At 67.2% G+C, this 19,669-nt stretch carries 15 protein-coding genes; 9 read left to right on the forward strand and 6 right to left on the reverse strand.

The features are described from left to right. Positions 1-133 precede the first annotated feature (133 nt). Positions 134-2,890 (reverse strand): MGH1-like glycoside hydrolase domain-containing protein, encoded by a 2,757-nt coding sequence (locus QHF89_RS48050; RefSeq protein WP_136973209.1) that lies wholly within the window; start codon positions 2,888-2,890, stop codon positions 134-136. 70 nt (positions 2,891-2,960) lie between these two features. Here QHF89_RS48050 and QHF89_RS48055 point away from each other — a divergent pair, with 70 nt between their 5' ends. Next, positions 2,961-4,331 carry an MFS transporter gene (locus QHF89_RS48055; RefSeq protein ID WP_284721932.1) on the forward strand — a complete coding sequence of 457 codons (1,371 nt, stop codon included), beginning with the start codon at positions 2,961-2,963 and terminating at the stop codon, positions 4,329-4,331. A 3-nt stretch (positions 4,332-4,334) separates the two neighbouring features. On the opposite strand, the gene QHF89_RS48060 is transcribed toward QHF89_RS48055, so the two are convergent. Beyond that, positions 4,335-6,461, reverse strand: a complete 2,127-nt coding sequence (locus QHF89_RS48060; RefSeq protein ID WP_136973207.1) for a hypothetical protein — start codon at positions 6,459-6,461, stop codon at positions 4,335-4,337. 333 nt (positions 6,462-6,794) lie between these two features. Between QHF89_RS48060 and QHF89_RS48065 the strand changes: the two genes are divergently transcribed. Then, on the forward strand, positions 6,795-8,261 hold the full coding sequence (locus tag QHF89_RS48065) for a hypothetical protein (RefSeq protein ID WP_136973206.1): 1,467 nt from the start codon (positions 6,795-6,797) through the stop codon (positions 8,259-8,261). 63 nt (positions 8,262-8,324) lie between these two features. On the opposite strand, the gene QHF89_RS48070 is transcribed toward QHF89_RS48065, so the two are convergent. Then, positions 8,325-8,684: a DUF1428 domain-containing protein gene (locus QHF89_RS48070; RefSeq protein WP_136932946.1), complete on the reverse strand. Its 360-nt coding sequence runs from the start codon at positions 8,682-8,684 to the stop codon at positions 8,325-8,327. A 118-nt stretch (positions 8,685-8,802) separates the two neighbouring features. Between QHF89_RS48070 and QHF89_RS48075 the strand changes: the two genes are divergently transcribed. Next, a complete protein-coding gene (locus QHF89_RS48075; protein ID WP_136973205.1) occupies positions 8,803-9,486 on the forward strand; it encodes a glutathione S-transferase N-terminal domain-containing protein in 684 nt (227 codons plus the stop codon). A gap of 6 nt (positions 9,487-9,492) precedes the next feature. Here the strand turns inward: QHF89_RS48075 and QHF89_RS48080 are convergent, their stop codons facing one another. Both QHF89_RS48080 and QHF89_RS48085 read right to left on the reverse strand, forming a co-directional pair. Then, positions 9,493-10,245, reverse strand: coding sequence for an SDR family NAD(P)-dependent oxidoreductase (locus tag QHF89_RS48080; protein ID WP_284721933.1), 753 nt, complete (start codon positions 10,243-10,245; stop codon positions 9,493-9,495). A gap of 278 nt (positions 10,246-10,523) precedes the next feature. Beyond that, a complete protein-coding gene (locus QHF89_RS48085; protein WP_284721934.1) occupies positions 10,524-11,510 on the reverse strand; it encodes a hypothetical protein in 987 nt (328 codons plus the stop codon). Between the two features lie 722 nt (positions 11,511-12,232). Here QHF89_RS48085 and QHF89_RS48090 point away from each other — a divergent pair. Next, the gene (locus QHF89_RS48090; RefSeq protein WP_136973202.1) at positions 12,233-13,300 is read left to right on the forward strand and encodes a hypothetical protein; all 1,068 of its coding nucleotides are present in this window, start codon (positions 12,233-12,235) and stop codon (positions 13,298-13,300) included. Between the two features lie 12 nt (positions 13,301-13,312). On the opposite strand, the gene QHF89_RS48095 is transcribed toward QHF89_RS48090, so the two are convergent. Next, the gene (locus QHF89_RS48095) at positions 13,313-14,440 is read right to left on the reverse strand and encodes a glycoside hydrolase family 5 protein (RefSeq protein ID WP_284721935.1); all 1,128 of its coding nucleotides are present in this window, start codon (positions 14,438-14,440) and stop codon (positions 13,313-13,315) included. 226 nt (positions 14,441-14,666) lie between these two features. Between QHF89_RS48095 and QHF89_RS48100 the strand changes: the two genes are divergently transcribed. The 5 genes from QHF89_RS48100 to QHF89_RS48120 all read left to right on the forward strand — a co-directional run bounded on the left by QHF89_RS48100 (position 14,667) and on the right by QHF89_RS48120 (position 19,506). Further along, the gene (locus QHF89_RS48100) at positions 14,667-15,362 is read left to right on the forward strand and encodes an O-methyltransferase (protein ID WP_136973200.1); all 696 of its coding nucleotides are present in this window, start codon (positions 14,667-14,669) and stop codon (positions 15,360-15,362) included. A gap of 131 nt (positions 15,363-15,493) precedes the next feature. Continuing rightward, positions 15,494-16,648, forward strand: a complete 1,155-nt coding sequence (locus QHF89_RS48105; protein ID WP_136973199.1) for a hypothetical protein — start codon at positions 15,494-15,496, stop codon at positions 16,646-16,648. Between the two features lie 344 nt (positions 16,649-16,992). Continuing rightward, positions 16,993-18,552 (forward strand): serine/threonine-protein kinase, encoded by a 1,560-nt coding sequence (locus QHF89_RS48110; protein WP_284721936.1) that lies wholly within the window; start codon positions 16,993-16,995, stop codon positions 18,550-18,552. Positions 18,553-18,579: 27 nt separating this feature from the next. After that, complete coding sequence (locus tag QHF89_RS48115; protein ID WP_136973197.1) at positions 18,580-19,191, forward strand: RNA polymerase sigma factor; 612 nt, start codon at positions 18,580-18,582, stop codon at positions 19,189-19,191. Positions 19,192-19,293: 102 nt separating this feature from the next. Further along, positions 19,294-19,506, forward strand: coding sequence for a hypothetical protein (locus tag QHF89_RS48120; protein WP_136932956.1), 213 nt, complete (start codon positions 19,294-19,296; stop codon positions 19,504-19,506). The last annotated feature ends 163 nt before the right edge of the window (positions 19,507-19,669 follow it).

Consider the following 19,669-nt stretch of genomic DNA (forward strand, 5'->3'; position numbering starts at 1 on the left):
TGGTCTTGCCACCGGCCCGTTGGAAGAACTGCGCGGAGCGCAGTTCTTCCACCCTCGGTCCAGGCCGTGCCTGGTCCGGGTCGAGGGGCGGACAGCCCCCGCGGGGTCCGGGGCAGCGCCCCGGCGCAGTGGCTCAAGGCAAGCCGATCGCGAGCACCTTCAGCTCCGAGATGTTCACCTTGTTGAAGCGCCCGCTCTGGCCGCCCATGCCGTTGTACGAGGCGAAATGGGCGAAGTCGCTCATGTTGCCTGACCCGGCGTCCTCCCGGATTACGATCGAATAGGTCTTTCCGGCCACGAGGTCGACCGGCACGAAGTTCGAATCACGCCAGTCGTCCCACGTCGCGAGGTGCGGCATCGTGAGTTGCCCGCTGCCCACGAGTGTCGCGCCGTCCCACACCTCGATCGCCTTCACCCCGCAGGTGATCCCCGTCGTGTAATCGCCTGCGCCGTTGCCTGCCGTCACCTGGAGCAGATGCCGCCCCGATTGCTTCGCGGTCACGTTCGCCACCGTGATCGTATGCCCGGGATCGCCCCAGCTCTCGTAATGCCAGCGGCCGTGGTTGAAGACGAGCGTCCCGCCCGTCGCCGAAAAGCTCTGCTGCGCGCCGAACGACTGGATCCGCGCATTGCTCGGCCCCCAGTAACACCAGGGCCGCGCGCGTTGGGACGCGTTGCCCGACGTCTTGTAGACGGCCTCCACCGTGTAGCAATACGTCTTCGTCGTGTGCTCCGTGCTCCCCGTGTCCACGTACGACGTCGTGCCTCCGGGCAGGTCCTGCGCGATCCGTGTCCCGTCACGGTACACGTTGAGCGTCACGTCGCTCGCATTCTCCGCCACCGAGAAGTTGAGCAACACCCGATCGTTCGTGATCCCGACGCTCGTGATCGAGGGCGTGTGCGGGCCGAACACGTTCTTGTAATCGGCGATCTCCGCGTCCCCGAGCGCGGTGATCCCCTTCGTCGACGCTGCGCCCGCGCCGAGCTCGATCTCGAACACGCTGTCTTGCCCGAGCGCCGCCGCGTCCACGAAGCCCGTCCCCACGTCCTGCCCGTCGAGCCGCGCCGCTGTCACGTCGAGCACGCCATTGTCGCCCGACGCCGCCGGCAGCTTGACCTTCACCGAGAGCCGCTTCCCCTTGTACCGAATGCCCGACAGCGTGATTTCATCCATGCCGGCGAAGAGCGTATTCCGGATCCCCCGCGTGATCTTCGGCGCGAACCGGAGTCCCGTCTGCGTCGCTTCGAGCCCGAAGATCACGTCGTGCACGACCCCGACGAACCCGGCCACGCTCCAGAGCTGCCGCTGCGAATTGACCACCGGCCCGCTCGTCGGCCCCTCTTCCTTCCAGTTCGCCCCGGTCACGGCCTCGAAGTTCTCCATGTTGGAGAGGTTCAGCGCCGCGCCGCGCACGAGCGAGCGCACCGTGTTGTCGATCGCGTCCGCGTTGCCCGCCTTCGCGGCCGCCTTCGCCCAGAATGCCGTCACGAACGGCCAGATCGCGCGGTTGTGATAGATCCGCGTCCCCTGCTGCTGCGGCCAGATCACGGGCGGGCCCTTCGGCAGGTGCGGATACCGCGCCACGATCTCCTCCGCCTCGGCCTTCGTCGCCACGTCGAACAGCACCGCGAACGCCGAACCCAGGAGATCGTATTGCAGCGTCGGCGCCGGGTCGAGGTACGTCGTCACGAACGTCGAATACATCTGCCGCTCCGGCAAGAAGAGCCGCGCCCGGATCGCGTCCCGCAGCGCCGTCGCCCAGCCCGCGTATTTCTGGCTCGCCGCCGCGTCCCCCTTCTCCTCCGCGAGCTTCACGGCCACGCCGAGCATCACGAGGTGCCCGATGTTCGTCCCGAGCGCCTTGCTCATCCCGATCTGCGCCGTATCCGTCGCGACCCACCCGGGATAGGTCTGCTCGCGCCAGTCGAGGAACGATTGCTCGCCGCGATAAAGCCCGTCCGCCTTGTCCCACACCACGAGCCGATCCCGCTCGGCCGTATTCGTGATCGCCTCGTACGCGAGGTCCCGGAACGCCGTCCGCTCCGCGCCGTCGAGGTGCTTCAAGAGCTCGAACGCGCCCATCGCCCACACCACGCGGTCCGAAGAGATCGGATAACTCCCGCCCGTCCCCGTGTCCTGCACGATCTCGCGCTTCGTCCCGTCGCGCCGCTGGCTCGTCTTGAACTCCATCGAGTTTCTCGCCCGCGTCGGATCGAGCAGCGAGAGCCCGAGCGCCACCGAATACGACGTGTCCCGCGTCCAGACGTATTTCCAGAGCCGCCCCGTCTCGAAGCAGCCGCCTGGGGGGCAGGGGAGGGGATTGCCGCCATTGAACGCATAATCGCTGATCGCCGAGACCGAGCACTCGCGCGCCTCCTCCACGGCCAGCGCATACAGCGCGTCGAGCATGTCGTGCCCCGTCCGCAGCACGGGTTGTCCAGGCACCTCCGTGATCGTCCGCGGATTCGCCGGGTTATCGTCGCGCAGCGGCCCCGTGGTCGAGAGCACGTACGTCCGCGCGCAGCTCGCCGCGTCCTGCACGACGACCGACGCCTGGTTCGGCGCGTCGTACCAGGTGCCCGTCCCGGACGCCGGCGTCCCCACAGGCGGTAAACATACCGCGCTGCCGCCGCCGCTGCCCCCACCGCCGCCGCTGCCGCCCGCGCCGCCGCCGCCGCTGCCGCTCGCGCTGCCGCCGCCGCTCCCGCCGAGGCCGCCGCTCCCGCTCGCGCTGCTGCTCGCGCTTCCGCTGCCGGATCCGGGCCCTGCGCCTGCGCCGAGGCTCGTGCCCGAGGGGGTGCCGCCCAATTCATCGCCCCCGCATCCGAGGGCTGCGAGCGCGGCGAAGGAGACGAAGCACGAGCCCAGGGTGTTGCGAAGCACGTTCATGATGAGAAAACACGTCGCGTTTTCGCCCCGCTTGTCAAGCCCGAAGCGATTTGCGGTATCGTCCCGAACCATGACCGCCCTCGCCGCCGTCCCCCGGGCCAGGCTCTCGTTTTGGAACAAGCTCGTCTACGCCGCGGGGAACACGGGGAACGTCATCGGCTACCAGCTCGTCACGACCTACGTCCTCCGGCTCTACGCGCCGCCCGACGACAAAGGCACGGCGCTCATCCCCGCGTTTCTCGCCGGCGCGATCCCGACCTACCTCCTCCTCAACCTCGTCGCGCGGGGCTTCGATACCTTCTGGGACCCGATCGTCGCGAACTGGTCCGATCGCAGCAAGCACCGCCTCGGCCGCCGCCGCGCCTTCATGATCGCGGGTGTCTTTCCCCTTGCGCTCACGGCGGGCCTCATCTTTTTCCCGCCCACGGCCGCCACCTCGCTCGTCAACGTCGTCTGGCTCGGCGCCATGCTCACGGCCTATTACGCGATGTTTTCGGTCTACGTCGCGCCCTACCTCGCGCTCCTGCCCGAGATCGCCCCCGACAAGCAGGAAAACACCTCGCTCTCGACCCTGCTCGCGGCCGCCGCCCTCCTCGGCGCGCTCGGCGTCATGGTCGTCGCCCCGGCCCTCTTCCTCGGCAAAGGCGGCAACGACCGCGTCGAGCTCCAGACCATGGCCGGAGCCCTCGCCTTGCTCTCGTTCGTCCTGATGCTCCTGCCCGTCGTGTTCCTCGACGAACGGCGCCTCGTGATCCGCGCGGAGGCCTCCGGCGCCGAGCCGAGCCACCTCGGCCTCGTGGATTCGCTGCGCGCCACCTTCGCGGACCGCGCCTTTTTGACGTATGTCCTCGGCTACACGCTGTATTTCTTTGCGTTCAACATGATCTCGACGGGCGTGCCGTTTTATGTCGAGGTGCTCATGGGCCGCCCGCTCGCGGAGGTGGGCAAGCTCCTCGGCCCCATGTTCGGCGTGGCCGCCCTCGCGTTTCCCTTGCTCGGCGGCCTGACGCGGCGCTTCTCCAAAAAGGGCACGATGATCGCCTCGTCCCTCGTCTTCGGCGGATTGATGACCCTCCTCCCGTGGGTCCACGACGTCCGGCTCGGCATGGTCATCTTCGCGCTCGCGGGCGTCCCGGTCGCGATCTTCATGGCCATCCCGAACGCCATTCTCGCGGACGTGTGCGAGGCGTCCACGCGGCGCACGGGCCAGCGCCGCGAGGCCATGTTCTTCGGGGCGCAGGGGTTCTTGCAGAAGATCTCGCTCGGCGTCTCGACGGGCGTCTTTCAGTGGGTGAAAGACGCCCTCGGTAGCTCCACGGACAAGCCCCTCGGCGTGCAGGTCACGGGCCCGCTCGCCACGGCGATCCTCGTCCTCGCGGCCCTCACCTTCGCGCGGTACCCGGAGGCGCGGGTCACGAAGGAGATGGAAGGGGCGGGGTGAGCATCACGGCCGCGGCACCACCGCGAATTGCGGCTCCGTGCTGTAGTCCGGCTTCACGCTCCTCGCCATGAACTGGTCCCACGCCTCCTTGGCGCCCGGGATCTTCGATTCCACCGCCGCCGCGAGCGCCGGCTGGAGATTCGAAGGATACCCCTCCGTGCTGGGCGAGTAACCGACCATCTCGCCTTCCTGGAGCATGAGCGCGGCCGCCATCTCCGCGCCGCCGCAGGACGCCGATTCCAGGGCCGATTGCCCCTCCAGCGCCAGCGTCGCTTTGTAGGCCTCGGCGAACGTCGGGTAGAACGTGCCTTGGGCCGTGTCCTTCACGCGCATGTGGTAGACGCTCGCGAAGATCCAGCAGAAGTCGGGACCGACCATCCGCCCGACCGGGAACTTCGCCTTGTAATCGAGCAGCGGCCGCGCGTCCTCGAAGCCGAGCGAAACCAGGTGGCCGACGCTCCACGTGAAGAAGTCATCCATCCACGGCGCCACCGTGCCGTCGTCGTAGACCGAATAACCATTGGTGATGATGCCGAGCGCGTTCGCGTCCGGATGGTCGAGGTAGGTGGTCTTGTACCAGTCGAGGTTATAACCGACGCGGTCGGTGAAATACTTCTTCATCGGATCGGCGTCCGGCGTGATGTACGCCGCCTGCCCCAACGTCCGCAGCGACCAGGCCTGGCCGCGTGTCTGATCGAATTGCACGAGCCCTTTCTCCTGTCCGCGGTACCCCGGGTTCGACTGGAGCATGTTGAAGTTCGCCCAGAACTGGAGCTCCTCCAGGTAGTAGCGATCCCCGGTGAGCAGATAAGGCAAGTAGACAAACGAAGGCTGGTGCGCCGAATCGGGATCGAAGGGGCTCGTGCAGTCGCCCGCGCAGGCGGGGAACGCGTCGGAGACGCCGGTCTCGGGATTGACGGCGTCCCCGGGATTGCCGAGCAAGGTCATGTACGCGTGGTCTTCGAGCGACACGGGACGATCGGTCTCCTTGTCGCGGAAGTGGATGGGCCAGCTCCCCGCGCCGTCCGCGGTCCCGAGCGTGGCCCGCTTCGCGCGTTCATCCATGGAGAGGAGCCACATCGCGCTCCAGCCCGGCATCGGGCCGATATCGGGCCTTCCCCCGGTGGCGGGCATGTAGGGGTTTGCCAGGCCGATCCCCATGGGCTCGTACACCTTTTCGCCGTACTGCGCATCGATGTTCGCGAGCGCCGCTTCGGCCGGCACCAGCGTGGGATCGAAGTGCGGGACGGCGCCGGTGGAGAGCAGATAAGGAATGTCGTGCTGGACGTCGACCTTGGGATCCTCCCCCCACCAGAATGCCTTGCGCCAGCGCGCCCGTCGAAGATGAACGAGCCCGCTCTTCGTGGAGATGGACGCCTCGTCGGTGTCGATTGCGAGATCGTAGGTGAAGTTCTGCGGGTTCGGCTCGTACGCCCAGTCGTTCTCGACGGTCACGCTCACGAACGCGCTCGGCTTGCCCGCATAGGCGCGCACGTCGAACCGCGCCGTGAGGTGCGGGTGCGCGCCGTCGGGGCCGGCCACCGGCGCCACCACGGACCACTCGGAGACCAAGGGGCCGTCGAGCCAGGCGGGTCCCTCCTTGGCTTCGAGGAGCGAGCGCGCGGACGCCTCGTAATGCGCGCCCGCGAGGTCCACCGAAACCTTGGCGTCGAACGTCGTCGCGAGGAGATCCGACGCCGCGACGGAGGTGCCATTCTCGCCGGCCTCCGCGGGATACAACTCGAGCGTCGTGCTCCCGCTGCCTGGCAACGTGGGAATACGCGCCGTCAGCACGGCGTGGCGGAGCGAGCCGTCGGCGTGCGTCGCTTTGGCGTCGACCTGGAGGGGAACCTCCACGCCCTCGATACGCGCCGCCACGGTGGCGCCGGCGGGCACGTCGCCGACCGCGAAGGGCTGCGCGAACGTGACCCGCACGTCCTGCCGATCGGACGCGGCGCCACTTCGATCGACGACGACGACCCTGGTGAACGTTTCCCCCAGCGGAGAAGGACCGCCGGTGCCGCCCGTGCCGCCGGTACCACCTGCGCCGGCAGGATCCGTGCCGCCGCAGGCCGCCAGGAAGGCGAGCGTGGCGAGGGTCGGGGTCAACGAAAAAGCAAGGTTCCTCATCAGCAATCTCCGGGCACATCGGCCTTGGGCCGAAGCCTGCCGTGTGCTTGCAAAAGAAGGCGTTGTCGTCCGGACCGTCGACAGCACAACCACGTCCGATTGCGAAATGCAATGGATTCGATCGGTTGGGTTCGTGGCTTCGTGTGACACCACATGATTCGAGTATGGATGTGGTTCACGAAAGCATCACACCGTCGAGACGCGGCTTCGCTTCCCTGGGATGGATTCGACGTGCTAGCGTCCAGCCATGAAGTGACATCGCCGATATCGAGAGAGGTATCGGCACCGCATCCCGACGATGGGTCATTGCCGTCGGGAGAAAGAGTTTCGAATATGCTGAAATCAAGCTTGCTTTCCCCGCGGCTTTGGCTCCCGCTCGTCGGGCTCACGGTGCTGTTTGCGGCTTGCGGCGATTCGTCCAGCACGCCGAACGAGCCGTCGAGCGCGTCCTCTTCTGGATCGGGTGGATCGGGCGGCAGTGGTGGCAGCGGGGGGGCCGGCGGCGAGGGGGCCGGTGTGACGTTGCCGGGCCCCGACGCGGATTGGGGGACCGGGAGCGACATCGGCTCTCTCGAAGGCAACGTGTGGACCCCGGGCCGCGACGAGAACGGCCTCGTCAATGCCGACTCGTGGGCGCTCGTGCCCGGCGGACAATGGATCGAGGTGAACGGTACGAGGCTCGATGCCCTCGACGCCGAGGTAAAGGAGAAGGTCCCGGGCTGGAATGATTATGGCTCGGGCGACTGGAGCGCCGTCACGACCGCGTGGAACTCCCCCGCGTTCGACCCGGAGGGCAGCCGCGCGTGGTGGGTCTCCTCCGGCGGGCACGCCGATTCGAGCAACAATGGCATTTACCGGTTCGACGCGTTCCGGATGGCCTATGCCATCGAGCACCTCCCCTCGGACACCACGAAGTGGAGCGAAGCCTACAAGTCGGCGAGCACCTTCACGAGCTGCCCGGAGTCTTCCGCGGAGTTCGACGCCGCCGTCGCCGCGGGCACCTTGAAGGAGGAGAACGACTGGTTCTACGACGAGGTCTACTGGGATCGGCAGCCGACGGCGCGCCACACGTACTCGGGCGTGGTGTACGCGCCGAAGACCAACGAGCTCGTGATGGCCGTGCGGCGCCTCTGGCGTTATTCGCGCGACGAGGGCAAGTGGGTCTACAAGCGGCTGCCCGCCATGGATTGGCAATACAAGCTGGGCGAGGAGAACCTCGCCATTTACGACGAGTACAAGGACCAGGTCCTCGTCGCGTCGTGTGGCTCCAACGGGCCGTGGAGCAACACCTTCGACATGAACACGTCGAACTGGACCGGCGAGGGAACCTCCTGGAATGGCTGGGACTGGAACGGCGCCGCCGATGCGCGCTTCGGCGATCTCGTTGGCATCATCAAGGTGCCGGAAGATCCCGCGACCGGCCAGTACGCGGCCAAGGGCCTGTACCAGCTCTTCAACGTGAAGGAACGCAAGGTCGTGAAGAGCGGCACCGTGCAATACGCGGACGGCCTCTCGGCGGTCGATTTCCCGGTGGGCGACGGTGGCGCCGGTATGGTGTACATCCCGCCGCTCGACCGCTACTGGGTGGCGGCGAAGACCAAGGAAGGCAAGCTCGGCTGGTTCGAGCTCAATCCCACGACGGAGCCGTGGACGCTCGGCCGGCTGGTGCAGGACGGCCCGACCCCCTCGCTCACGGAGGGCAACACCCTCGTGCGCCGCCGCATGCTCTGGATGCCGAAGCTCCACGCGCTCGTCTTCCTCGGGGTCGCGGAGAAGAACATCCTGGTCTATCGATTCTGAGGGGGGATCGCGCGGAGGCACGGCACCCGCGAACCGGGTGCCGTGCGCCGTCGCGGGGCTCGATCAGAGCGCGACGAGAACGGAGAAGCCGCCCCAGAACATGCGCTTGCCGTCGAAGGGCGTGTCCTCCGGCTTGTGGTTCGCGACGCGCGGGTCCTTCATGACCTGCTCGTTGACGCGATCGCGATGCTCGCGCGACTCGTAGACGATGTAGGAGAAGACGACCGTCTCGTCCTCCTTCAGGTGGACGGCCTGCGGGAACGACGTGAGCTTGCCGGGCTGGACGTCGTCGGCCACGCACTCGATGTACTCGAGCGCGCCGTACTCCCGCCATACCTTGCCCATCTCCTCCGCCATCTTGCGATACGCCTCCACGTTGGCCTTGGGGACGGGGACCACGAAACCATCGACGTACTTCGCCATGACAACCTCCTCGGTTTGTCTTAGCACGGCCTCGCGACCGTCGAGGGGTTCATGGGACCCGACCGGGCAGAACCTTGGGTCCTTTGCGCGCGGGCCCGGCCGGGGTAGAGTGCCCCCCGTGTATACCCTCTACATCGCGAACAAAAACTATTCGTCCTGGTCGCTTCGGCCGTGGGTCCTCATGCAGGAGGCCGGCATTCCCTTCGAGGAGCGGCTGCTCCCGTTCGGCGACGAGGCCGCGTGGGCGCCCTTCCGCGCGCTCACGCCGGCCGGGAAGGTGCCGGCGCTCGTCGACGAGGGGCGCGTGGTATGGGATTCGCTCGCGATCGTCGAATATCTGGCCGAGCGGCACCCCGGCGTCTGGCCACGCGACGCCGAGGCCCGCGCCTTTGCGCGCAGCGCGGCCGCCGAGATGCACGCGGGCTTCACCGTGCTGCGTTCGCTTTGCAGCATGAACATCGGCATTCGCGTGCGTTTGCGCGAGACGCCGCCTGCGCTCCTGCGCGACGTGGGGCGGATCTCGGCCTTGTGGACCGAGGGGCTCACGCGGTTCGGCGGGCCCTATCTCGCAGGGGACACGTTCACGGCGGTGGACGCCTTTTTCGCGCCGGTCGTCTTCCGCGTGCAGACGTACGGGCTCGCCCTCGGGGACGCCGCCGCGGCCTACACGACGCGGATGCTCGACCGCCCGTCGATGCGGCTTTGGTACACGCAAGGGCTCGCCGAGACCTTTCGCGACGAATCCCACGACGCCGAATGCCGCACCGTCGGGGAATGGACGGCGGATCTCCGGGCGATCTGAATCCCCTCAGCGGATCATGTATCCGCCGTCGATGGCGAGAGACGTCCCCGTCACGTACGACGACCAATCCGAGAGCAGGAACACCACGGGCCTGCCGATCTCTTCCGAGCGCGCATAACGGTTCATCGGCACGCCCGACGTGAAGGCCGCGAAGACCGCGTCGCCCTGGTTCACGTGGCTCCAGATCTCCGTCTCCACCGGCCCGGGCAGCACCGCGTTCACGCGGATCCCCTCGGCGGCGTAATCGAGCGCCGCGGCCTTGGTCAACCCGACGAGCGCGTGCTTCGCCGTCGAATACGCGCCGAAGGTCTGCGCACCGACCATGCCCAGGATCGAGGCGCAGTTGACGATGGCCCCGCCCCCGCTCTTGCGCATGGCCCGGATCTGGTGCTGCATGCACAGGAGCACGGAATCCAGGTTCACGGTCATCAGCTTGCGGTATTCGTCCAGCGGCAGGTCCGCGAGTGATCCGAGCGGCCCGGGGATCCCCGCGTTGTTGAACGCGCCGTCCAGACGCTCGAAGGCCTGCAGCGTGCGCGCCACGAGCGCCTCGATGTCCGCGGGCACGGAGACGTCCGTGCGCACGAACAGCGCCTTGCCGCCCTCGCCGCGGATGCGCTCCGCGAGCGCCTCGCCCTTCTCTTCGCGCCGGCCCGCGAGCACCACCTTCGCGCCCTGGCGCGCGGCCTCCAGCGCCGTCGCTTCGCCGATGCCCGACGTCGCGCCGGTGACAATGATCACCTTATCCCTGAGAAGCATGCTCGTTCCACCTCTTCCACGTCCCCCCGTGGCGCCGCATACTCCGCAGGTGGTGCCGAGGTCAACGCAATTCCGTCCGCTCCCGCGTGGCATACCTGCTCTCGTCAGCGCTTGCTTTCGAGGGCGCGGCCGAGGAGCTCCACGAGCTCGTGGGATCTTCGAATGCGGTGGGGAGAGGGGGCGGCGGGGGCAGCGGGGCGGCGGAGGAGCGGCTCCGTAGGCGGGAGGGAACGTGGCGGGTTATGGGCCCCGAGCGCCGGCGGCAGGAGCGCGTCGGCTCATTCGCTCCAGTACGATTCCGTCAGCACGCTGAAGCCGGAGACGGTATCGACGAAGAACGCGACGTTGTTCCCGCTCCAGGGATCGTGCGCGTAGCTGAAATAGCAGCCCTTGAAGGAGCGCCCCGTGATCCGCGCGTCGAGGTTCGCGAGCCCTTGCGCGACGACGCTCGCAGGGAGCTGATCATATCGGTTCGCATAATCGACCGTGGCCTCGACCTCCGCGCGCACCTCTGCCGCGTCGGCGAGGTTGGAGCGCATGCTCGTGCCATAGGGGAGGGAGTCGGGATCGATCCCGAAGCACTCCAGCCCCTGCATGGAATAGTACTGCGACCCCGTCGTGAGCTCGTACCTGTCGAAGTGGCGGGCCATGACCGCGCCGAAATCAGGCTGCGGCAGCGCGTTCACCGCCGCGATCAGGTCCTCGAGGGGATCACTCAACGTCGCGGCGTTCCGGAGGTTCCGCAGGCTCACCGAGCCGATCCCCGCCGTGGCGGCGATGCTCTCGACCGTCGTGAAGGGCCGCAGGTTGAGGAGGTTCACCGCGCCGTTCCACGCGTAGGGCAGGATGTCGTGCAGCTCCGTGGAGCTGACCGAATTCACCAGCGAAACCATCCGGGCCGCGTCGTCGGCGGAGACCGCCAGCTCGTCGATGATTCCGACACAGCTCGCCCCGATATACCCCTCGCTCCGCGCCCCGCCTTCGATTTGCTCGAGGCGCGCGGAACCGACGAGCGGAACGGAGGAGACGTCCGCCAGCGTCGCGAAGGGCGAAAGGGCGCGATACCCCACGAGGTTCGATGCCACGTCGCTCGGCAGATACTGATCCAGCGTCTGGAACGACGCCACGTTGAGGAAATCGATGATCCCCTGGCATTCCGGCGCCACATCGACATCGGTCTCGGTGAGCGGCGCTTCTTGTGTCCCGAGCAGCTCGGACGGCTCCTGGGAATCGATACCACCACAACCAACGACGAAAAAGCTCATGGCAAGAAAGGGCAGAGCTAGACAGCGCATTGGAGACTCCTCGTGGTAAGCAGGTTGAGGCGCCGAAGATAGCAGCGAAGACTCTGACGGCAAATCCATATAATTTTCTTCGTATACGATCAGGTGACCGAGCAAGCAGCGCCGCGCGTGTGTGGGGCGACAGGTGCAATTCTGTGTTTCTTTTTCGTGAAGATCACGAAACACCCTGAAGGCACACGCGACGGCGCCGGGTGGGGGGAGACCGTCTCCGGGAGGGGGGAGACGGTCTCCAGAGACAGAGGCGCGTGTCTTCCGGGAGGGTGCGACCCTCTTGCAAGAGGGTCGGGAGCGTGGTCGAGGGGGAGGAGAGCCTCCTCCGGAAGGGGCGCGGGTGTCTCGGGGAGGAAGGACAGGGCCTCCAGGGAAGGACGCGACCCTCCTGCAAGAGGGTCGCGCGTGTCCTTGGGGTGCATGAGAACCCTGTCCCGGAAGGGACGAGGGGTCGCGAGCGGCGGTCGGGAGGGTCTCGGAGAGGGGGGATGGCATTCGAGGGGAGGGACGAGAGCGTCCTCCGGGAGGGGCGAGAGCCTCTTGAAGAGGGATGGCGGTGTTTTCGAAAAGGGTTGGGAGCGTTTTGGGGGGGGATGGGACCGTCGTGAGGGAGGGTTGAGGGGGGCGCCCGACTTCCGCCTTGCCCCTGCCCGTTCGTCCTGCGACCCTCGACCTCTCCGCAGGAGACCGTCTTGAGTCGCGCCACCGTCCTCCTCGCCGTCCTCGCCGTCCTCGCCGTCCTCGCCGCGAGCCCCGCGTGCGCCGTGACCCCCGCCGGCAGCCACCCCGACGTCGTCACCATCGAGTCCCCGCGCCCCGCAGCCCCGCAACCCGGCCCCCGCGCGGCCTCCGTGATCACCACGTCGGCCACCCTCGACGTCCCCGCCGCCCGTGTCCTCGCCGTCACCGACGACCACCTCTGGGTCGGCACCTGGGCGGGCGCCCTGCACCGCTTCCCACTCGAAACGCTGCGCGACGACCGGGTCCTGAAAGACGCCCTCCCCACGCGCGCAGGCACCCTCCGGCTCCTCGCGGTCGGCCGCGTGCTCGTCGTCCTCGACGACCTCTCCCTCACCACCCGCCATTCCGTCACCGGGGAGGTCCTCGAGCGCTTCGAAGTCGACGCGCATTCCTCGATCGAGACCCACGACGTCGACGGCACGCTCCATTTCCGCGTCCCCCACGCCCAGGGCGAAGCCGCGGCCCCTCGCCGGGTGAATCGTGATACGGGCGCATTCGAACGCGTGGAGAAGATCCCCGACTCGGCGCTCGTCCTTCGATCCGACGAATCGGGCGCGAAGGACATCACCTTCCGCACCCCCGACGGCCGCGTGCACGAGGGCGATCTGCTCCGCCCGGGGACGGGCGTCGGCGCGCACGTCGTCGGCGACGTCGCCATCATCCTCTCTTTGCCCCGTCCCGCGACGAACGACGACGTGGTGCTCGATCGCCCGCTCGAATTCGCACTTCTGCCGCGCGCGAGCACCACGGCGCGCCGGCTCCCGGGGCGTTACGCGAAGCACCTCTTCGACGCTGGGCCGGCCCTCTGGATCGGCAGCCACATGCTTTCGGGCCCGCTGGTCTTCTCGCTCATCGACAAACGCTCCCAGGACATCCTCGCCTCCGCCGTGGCGCGCGACGATGCCCAGGGGGGATGTACGATCGCAGGCGCCGCCGCCGGCGGCCGGAATGCGCTGGCATTCGTGGAGGCCGGCGCGGATTGCCGGCCGCGGATCCGGGTCGTGCGGGTTTCGCGCTGACGTCGCCAAGCATCAGCGCAAGAGCGCGTCTTGCAGGTACGTCACCCAGTTCCCGGTCTTGACGTCCATGGCCTTCATGCTGCCCCCATCGTCCCAATAGGCCCAGGCAATGCCTCGCAGCTCGGCTTCGCGCCGGATCAGGCGCACGTAGGTCGCGCGTGATGGCTGATCGGCGTTGTCGATGCAGCCGAACTCGCCCATGTAGACCCGGCGCCCGGTGGCCTGGATGTAGCGGTCCACCTTCTCGAACTCGGCCCGCACCCCCGCCGGCCCATTGGGGTTCTGCGACGCGGGCTGTGTATTGTAGCGGGTGAACCAATCGTTCACCCAGCCCACCCGCTGCGCCGCGGGGACAGGCGTGAGCGGCGCGGCCGGGGGGCCGGGGAAGACGATCCCGGTCGTGCCATATTCCGGATCCATCCACGGCGAGCCCTGGTGCGTGAAGAGGATGGGCTGATACATGTGAAACGTGGGGATCAGGTTGGGGTCGTCCTCGGGCAGGACGAGCTCGTCCAGCCAATCCGCCGAGGCCCAGAAGTAGCCGTCGACGATGATCCGCCGCGTGGGGTTTTTCGCCCGGATGAGGGTGATGGCCTTGTTGGAGATCTCATTGACGATGGTGGCGTTCAGGTTTCCATTGGGCTCGTTGAGCAGCTCGAAGACCACGCTCGGGGGGCGGTTCGCGTAGCGCTCGGCGAGCTGCGCCCAGATCCCCAGGAACCGCTCCTTGTGCGCGGCCGGGTCCTTCATCAGCTCTTCATAGTGGTGGAAATCGAGGATCACCGAGAGCCCCCGCGCCGTCGCCCGATCGAGCGCCCAGTCGACGCGCCCGAGGAAGGCCGCGTCGAGGGTGAACGGCTCGCTCGCCTGCGCGTGCGCGTTGAAGCGCACCGGGAGCCGGACGTGATCCAGGCCGGCGGCGGCCGCCATCTCGAAATGGCGCTCGTCGAGCGTCACCCCCCAAGCCCCCTCGCTCGGCGCGTCGAGGGCGTTGCCCAGGTTGATGCCGCGCCGGAAACCCTCGAATGGCGCGGAATGCGCGACCCCCGCGGGGTTCGGCGTGATGTCCCGGGCCGAGCCCCGAGGGATGCAACCGGAGACCAGGGGAATCCACAAAAGTACAGGCCACGACGCGCGCATTCGAATCGCCTCCAGCCGCCACGCTGCCATGACGAGCGGCCGGCGGCAAGACCGGTTCCGCGGCATTGCGTGGGGAGACGATTCCGCTGCCGCACGAGGCCGCTGCGCTCGAAGTGGCACCCACGTGCGTCCCGCGTGAAGCCCGTGTGAAGGAATGTTGGGACAGTGCCTTCCCCCTTCGCCGGGCGTAGACGTGCCGCTACAGTGCGCGGCACGAGGTGATTCGATGGACACGACGACGGCTTCCCCGAACTCGCTGAACCGCGCGGATGTGCGCGACCTGCTCGACCGGCTGCACCGCCGCGCGCGTGGAGACTACCTGAAGCTCCCCTTCAAGGTGCCGGCCCTGGCCAAGGGCCTTCTCCGCGGCCAGACGGTGACGGAAATCTTCATGGCCGGGGCGGCGCGTGATCTTTATCTGCCCGTCTCGCCCGAGCAGGGGCGTTTTCTCTACCTGATGGCGCGCACCGTGGGCGCGCGGTCGATCGTCGAGTTCGGGACATCGTTTGGCCTTTCGACCCTCTACCTCGCCGCGGCGGTGACCGACAATGGGGGAGGGAAGGTGATCGGCACCGAGCTGGAGCCGGGCAAGCACGCGGTCGCGACCGACAACCTCCGGGTCGCGGGTTTCGGCGAGGTGGCCGAGGTGCGGCTCGGCGACGCCCTCCAGACGCTGCGCGATGTGCCAGGGCCGGTGGACATGGTGCTGCTCGACGGCTGGAAAGACCTGTACATGCCGGTGCTCGAGCTGCTCAAGCCGAAGCTCCGCAAAGGTTCGGTGGTGCTCGCGGACAACATCTTCACGTTCAAGAAGGCGCTGCGGCCGTTCGTAGAATACATGCAATCGGGGAAGAACGGGTTCCAGTCGACGACGCTTTCCATCGCCGACGGCTTCGAATACTCGTATTACGAAGGGGCGTAATCGCTCGTGGGAGGCGGAGGCGGGAAAGCGAAATCTGTTTGTGGACCGTTGTGGAGGAAGGCAGGGCAGGTCGAGCGCCAGAGCCGTCGCCTTCGCCGCGGCTGCACGGTAGAAGGACGCAGAACTTCCCCATGACCCGCCGCCACCTCAGCCTCCTCGCGCTCGGCGCGCTCCTCATCGGCTTCCTCGTGATCCTGCTCCGCGAGCCCGCATGGGCCGCGCGCAACGCGGCCATCCTCGTGGGTTTGATCGCGGCCGTTCTCTGGACCCTCGCGCGAGATTTCGTGATGGGGCAGGTCCCGGAAGAGGACTCCTGCGCGCTTTCGTCATGGCTCGTCGCCCCCAGCCGCCGTAACACCTATCCCGTCGCCCAGATCGCCATCGTCGGACGCCAGGGGTGCGCGCGCGCCGACAGCCGCGCGCTCCGCGACGAGCTACGCGCCGCGCGACGCGCGCTCGCCAGCGAGGGTGTGTACGTGAAGCGCACGGACTGGGAACATTTCGCGGATCGGCTCGACAAAGCGCCGCTCGTCCTCGATAGGGGCGAGGACGACCTCTTCCGGCTCGCCGTGCTCGGCCAGCTCGACCGCGGGCGAGAGCACCTCGCCGCCCGGGTCGCCGATCTGCGGAACGGCGGCAACGAGGAGGCCCGTGCCCTCGCGCTGCTGCTCGAATGGATGGCCTCCGGCGCGGCCGACGAGGCGGAGGCGGAGAGGATCGCGGAGAAGCTCGATCCAGACGCCACCCACTTCGAGTCCTGCGCGCCCTGGCTCCTCTTCGCTCGCCCCAACAAACGAGCGCGGCGCCTGCTGTCGCAGGCGCGCAAGGAGTGGAAGAAGGACTTCGCGGAAGTCGATGAGGAGGACAGCGACGGGGATTTCGCCGACCACGTCCATCGGACGGGCGCCGTGGTCGAGCTGCTGTCCGCCGTGGTGGCGGCCTGGGACGGCGACGACGCGCGCGCGAGGCTCCCGGAGGCCTTCCGCACGTACTACGAGAAGACCGTCGACTTTTACGGGCTCATCGCCCCCGTCTCGGCCGCCTGGCTGGAGACGAAGATCACCGGAGAGCCGCGATCGCCCCGTGAGGCGCTGGCGCAGCTTCGAGCCTACATCCCGCCCATCACCCCGCCCCCCGATCAAAAGGCCGCTGCCGCCCCCGCGATCCGGGCGATCGACGCGACCCTCGAGAAGCTCGTGCTGGGCATGGGGCTGACGGTGCGTCAGGGCCCAGGTGGGATCTGGCTCGTGGCGAAGCCGCAGGAGGTCAGCCGGGACTTCATCTGACGGCGCGCGGCCGCTCCCGCGCCACGTCCCCCCAGGATGGACCGCGCGATGCGTCAGCACGGGTCCAGCGCGCCAATGGCAAGAACACGGGGCGCTTCGTCTGGCATGGGATCCAGGCGGATTGACGGTGCCGCAATGGAGGGCGCTGAAGGAGGTGCGTGATCCAGGTAGGTCGTCCATCCCCCTCTTCCACCCTACCCGATGCCCGGATATACCCTCCCATCCGTGGCTCGAGCCCCCGTAGGGTTGTGATGACGAACGACTGCGCGTTGAGAGACGTTGATTCAGCGACGGCAAGCGAGTCCGTAGACAGCTTCGTTCGCAAAGTGGCCCGCGCGCCGGCGATGCAGCCCCCCGTCTCCTTGGAAGTGGGCTCCGTCATCGATGATACATTCCGCGTCGAGCGGGCTCTGGGTCGCGGAGGCATGGGAATCGTCTTCCTTGCGCGCGACATCCGGCTCGATCGACCGGTCGCGATCAAGGTTCTACGCTTCGCCGACGCGCGCGCCGAAAAGCTCATGCTCCGTGAGGCGAGGGTCCTGGCGCGTTGCGCGCACCCCAACGTCGTCACCATCTACGAAGCTGGGACACACGCGGGGCAGGTCTTCCTCGCCATGGAGTACGTGGACGCGGGGACGCTTCGGAGCTGGTTGAACGAGCGATCCCGCACCTGGCAGGAGATCCTCGAGAAGTTCTTGCAAGCCGCGCGGGGACTCGCGGCGGCCCACAAGGCGGGCCTCGTGCACCACGATTTCAAGCCGGATAACGTGCTCATCGGCGAGGACGCCCGCGTGAGGGTGGCTGATTTCGGGCTCGCTCGGGTGATCGCCCCCCAGATGGACAGCGAGGAGCACCTCGGCATCGGTCAAAGCCACGTCCCTGCAGGCACACCGACGTACGCATCACCGGAGCAGCGCACGGGCATCACGGATGCGCGATCCGACCAATACTCGTTTTGTGTTGCCCTTCGTGAGGGGCTCGACGGCGTTCCGCGCGTCCCGAGTCGGATCCGTCGAATCATCGCTCGCGGGCTCGAAGAAGACCCGAGCCGTCGCTGGGAATCGATGGAGGTCCTGGCGACGCAGCTCGAGCTCGCGCGTCGGTCGAGCGCGCGGCGGCTCGTGGCGCTCGGTATCTCCATCGCAATGGCAGCATCGCTCGGGTTCGTCGCGTTGCGCCCCAAAGCGCTGGTCGTCGACCCCTATGCGTGGACCGGCAGCACCTACGATGGGTACGACGCGGACTTGGGTGCGACGGACGAGCGTACGTGTTTCCTCACGGGATTCTCCGCCAACCTCGAGGGCGTCGACTGGACGAGGCCCGCACGCGCGGGTATTTACGAGGATCCACAGTCCAAGCGGTGGGGGCTGGAAGTGGACTCTGCCAGAGGCGGGGTCGTGCATGTCGAATCGGCGTGTGTCGATAGCATAACTGGATACATCGGTGTCAAGAGCTGGGACAGCGCGTCGAGCGATCCCCATCCGATCCAGCTCGCAGCCGTGACGCCGCGTCGTCAATGTTTCTTCACCGAAATCGCCGTCGTGGATGGTCTGGAATCCGAATTGGATGACGTACGTGTTTGGCACGACGGGGAAAATTGGTGGCTCGGGGGGAGCCGCGCGAGCCCGGGAAAGCTTGGGCTCCGCGCCTACGCGGCGTGTATGGACATCGGTCGCGCGTTCACGTCCGGGAGCGTCGAGGGGCAAGCGACACCCTTGAAGAACGGCGTACCGGGGCAGGACCTGTCCCCCGACGCCAAAGTATGCTTTCTCTCCAGTGTTGGTGGGAGGTTTCGCTCGGACGAGCTCTACGACGGAGCGGGCATCCGCTACGATAAGCGGACAAAGAAGTGGCAGGTTTATGCCACGAAGGGAAAGCGCGTGTCGTACGTCTGCGTCAAGTAGACCTTGTGCTCCTTTGGAGGCGAAGGTATGTGGAAGGTGCCTGGAAATTCGGCCGACAGAATCGAATTCGAAGCGGAGATGCAGAGCTTATTTCGTGCCGGTGAACTCAGGCAGGTGGTCACACGGACGTTGCAAGCGTATGGGCCCGAGGTCTTCGGCTTCTTGTTCGCGATCGTCGGCTCGGAGCACGATGCAGCGGACATCTTTGGTGACTTCAGCTTCGACCTATGGTCGGGCATCGCTGCCTTCGAGTGGCGCTGTTCGCTGAGAACGTGGGTCTACACGCTCGCTCGGCATCAACTTGGGCGATTCGATCGCACGCAAAAGAGGGAGCGGCGGCACCTGCGTCAAACCCCTTTTTCGGACATTGCGGAAATCCTGCAGTTCGCGGCGCAGCTCAGCTCCGAGACGCTGCCCCATTTGAAGAGCAACGCCAAGTCGGCTTTTGTTCGCATGCGTGAAGAGCTCGATCCGGAGGACCAAATGCTGCTCATCCTCCGCGTGGATCGGAACCTCTCTTGGACCGACGTGGCGAGCGTGATGGGGGGGGTCAGCACCGCGGCGCTTCGCAAGCGCTTCGAACGGCTCAAGGAGCGGCTGCACGAGATGGCTCGCGCGGAGAAGCTCTTGCCGGAGTGACAATCCGCGAGGGCGCGACGCGTCGAACGCGTGGCCCGAGGCCTGCGTGCACGACCGATCGACGCGGGGGCGGGAGGCCAAGGGCCGGCGAGATGGGGTAGCTTGCGCGGCCTCATTCCCGCCCTCGACGCTCTTTTTTGTCCCCAGCAAGATTTCGACGGTCACGCGTCGAGCGAGCGTGGCTCTACCACAGATGTCACGCGCCGCGCATGGCGCATCACGCTCGATCTATCCATTGCTCGATGGCTGGAAGAAATGCCGCCATGGCGGAGCTACGTGATTTTTGTCTCTGCCGAAGATGATCGGACGGCGTGAACGAGGCGGCCGAAAGAAAGGATGAGGAGATTCATATGTAACACCTCGCCCACCCCCGTCTGGACGCCGCCCCGCCCCCGTGGCAGGCGCCGCGAGCACGCGCATCCGGGCCTGCCACCGCGCGCCAACGGGCTTCGACAGCAAGCACCGCGCAGACGCCTGC

It is taken from the genome of Polyangium sorediatum, from assembly GCF_029946465.1.
In the GTDB taxonomy this organism is placed as follows: domain Bacteria; phylum Myxococcota_A; class Polyangia; order Polyangiales; family Polyangiaceae; genus Polyangium; species Polyangium fumosum.

Excerpts from the sequence above, each read along its gene's own strand:
- QHF89_RS48050 (WP_136973209.1), bottom strand. The coding sequence starts at position 2,890 with ATGAACGTGCTTCGCAACACCCTGGGCTCGTGCTTCGTCTCCTTCGCC.
- QHF89_RS48055 (WP_284721932.1), top strand. The coding sequence starts at position 2,961 with ATGACCGCCCTCGCCGCCGTCCCCCGGGCCAGGCTCTCGTTTTGGAAC.
- QHF89_RS48060 (WP_136973207.1), bottom strand. The coding sequence starts at position 6,461 with ATGAGGAACCTTGCTTTTTCGTTGACCCCGACCCTCGCCACGCTCGCC.
- QHF89_RS48065 (WP_136973206.1), top strand. The coding sequence starts at position 6,795 with ATGCTGAAATCAAGCTTGCTTTCCCCGCGGCTTTGGCTCCCGCTCGTC.
- QHF89_RS48070 (WP_136932946.1), bottom strand. The coding sequence starts at position 8,684 with ATGGCGAAGTACGTCGATGGTTTCGTGGTCCCCGTCCCCAAGGCCAAC.
- QHF89_RS48080 (WP_284721933.1), bottom strand. The coding sequence starts at position 10,245 with ATGCTTCTCAGGGATAAGGTGATCATTGTCACCGGCGCGACGTCGGGC.
- QHF89_RS48085 (WP_284721934.1), bottom strand. The coding sequence starts at position 11,510 with ATGAGCTTTTTCGTCGTTGGTTGTGGTGGTATCGATTCCCAGGAGCCG.
- QHF89_RS48095 (WP_284721935.1), bottom strand. The coding sequence starts at position 14,440 with ATGCGCGCGTCGTGGCCTGTACTTTTGTGGATTCCCCTGGTCTCCGGT.
- QHF89_RS48100 (WP_136973200.1), top strand. The coding sequence starts at position 14,667 with ATGGACACGACGACGGCTTCCCCGAACTCGCTGAACCGCGCGGATGTG.
- QHF89_RS48105 (WP_136973199.1), top strand. The coding sequence starts at position 15,494 with ATGACCCGCCGCCACCTCAGCCTCCTCGCGCTCGGCGCGCTCCTCATC.
- QHF89_RS48110 (WP_284721936.1), top strand. The coding sequence starts at position 16,993 with ATGCAGCCCCCCGTCTCCTTGGAAGTGGGCTCCGTCATCGATGATACA.
- QHF89_RS48115 (WP_136973197.1), top strand. The coding sequence starts at position 18,580 with ATGTGGAAGGTGCCTGGAAATTCGGCCGACAGAATCGAATTCGAAGCG.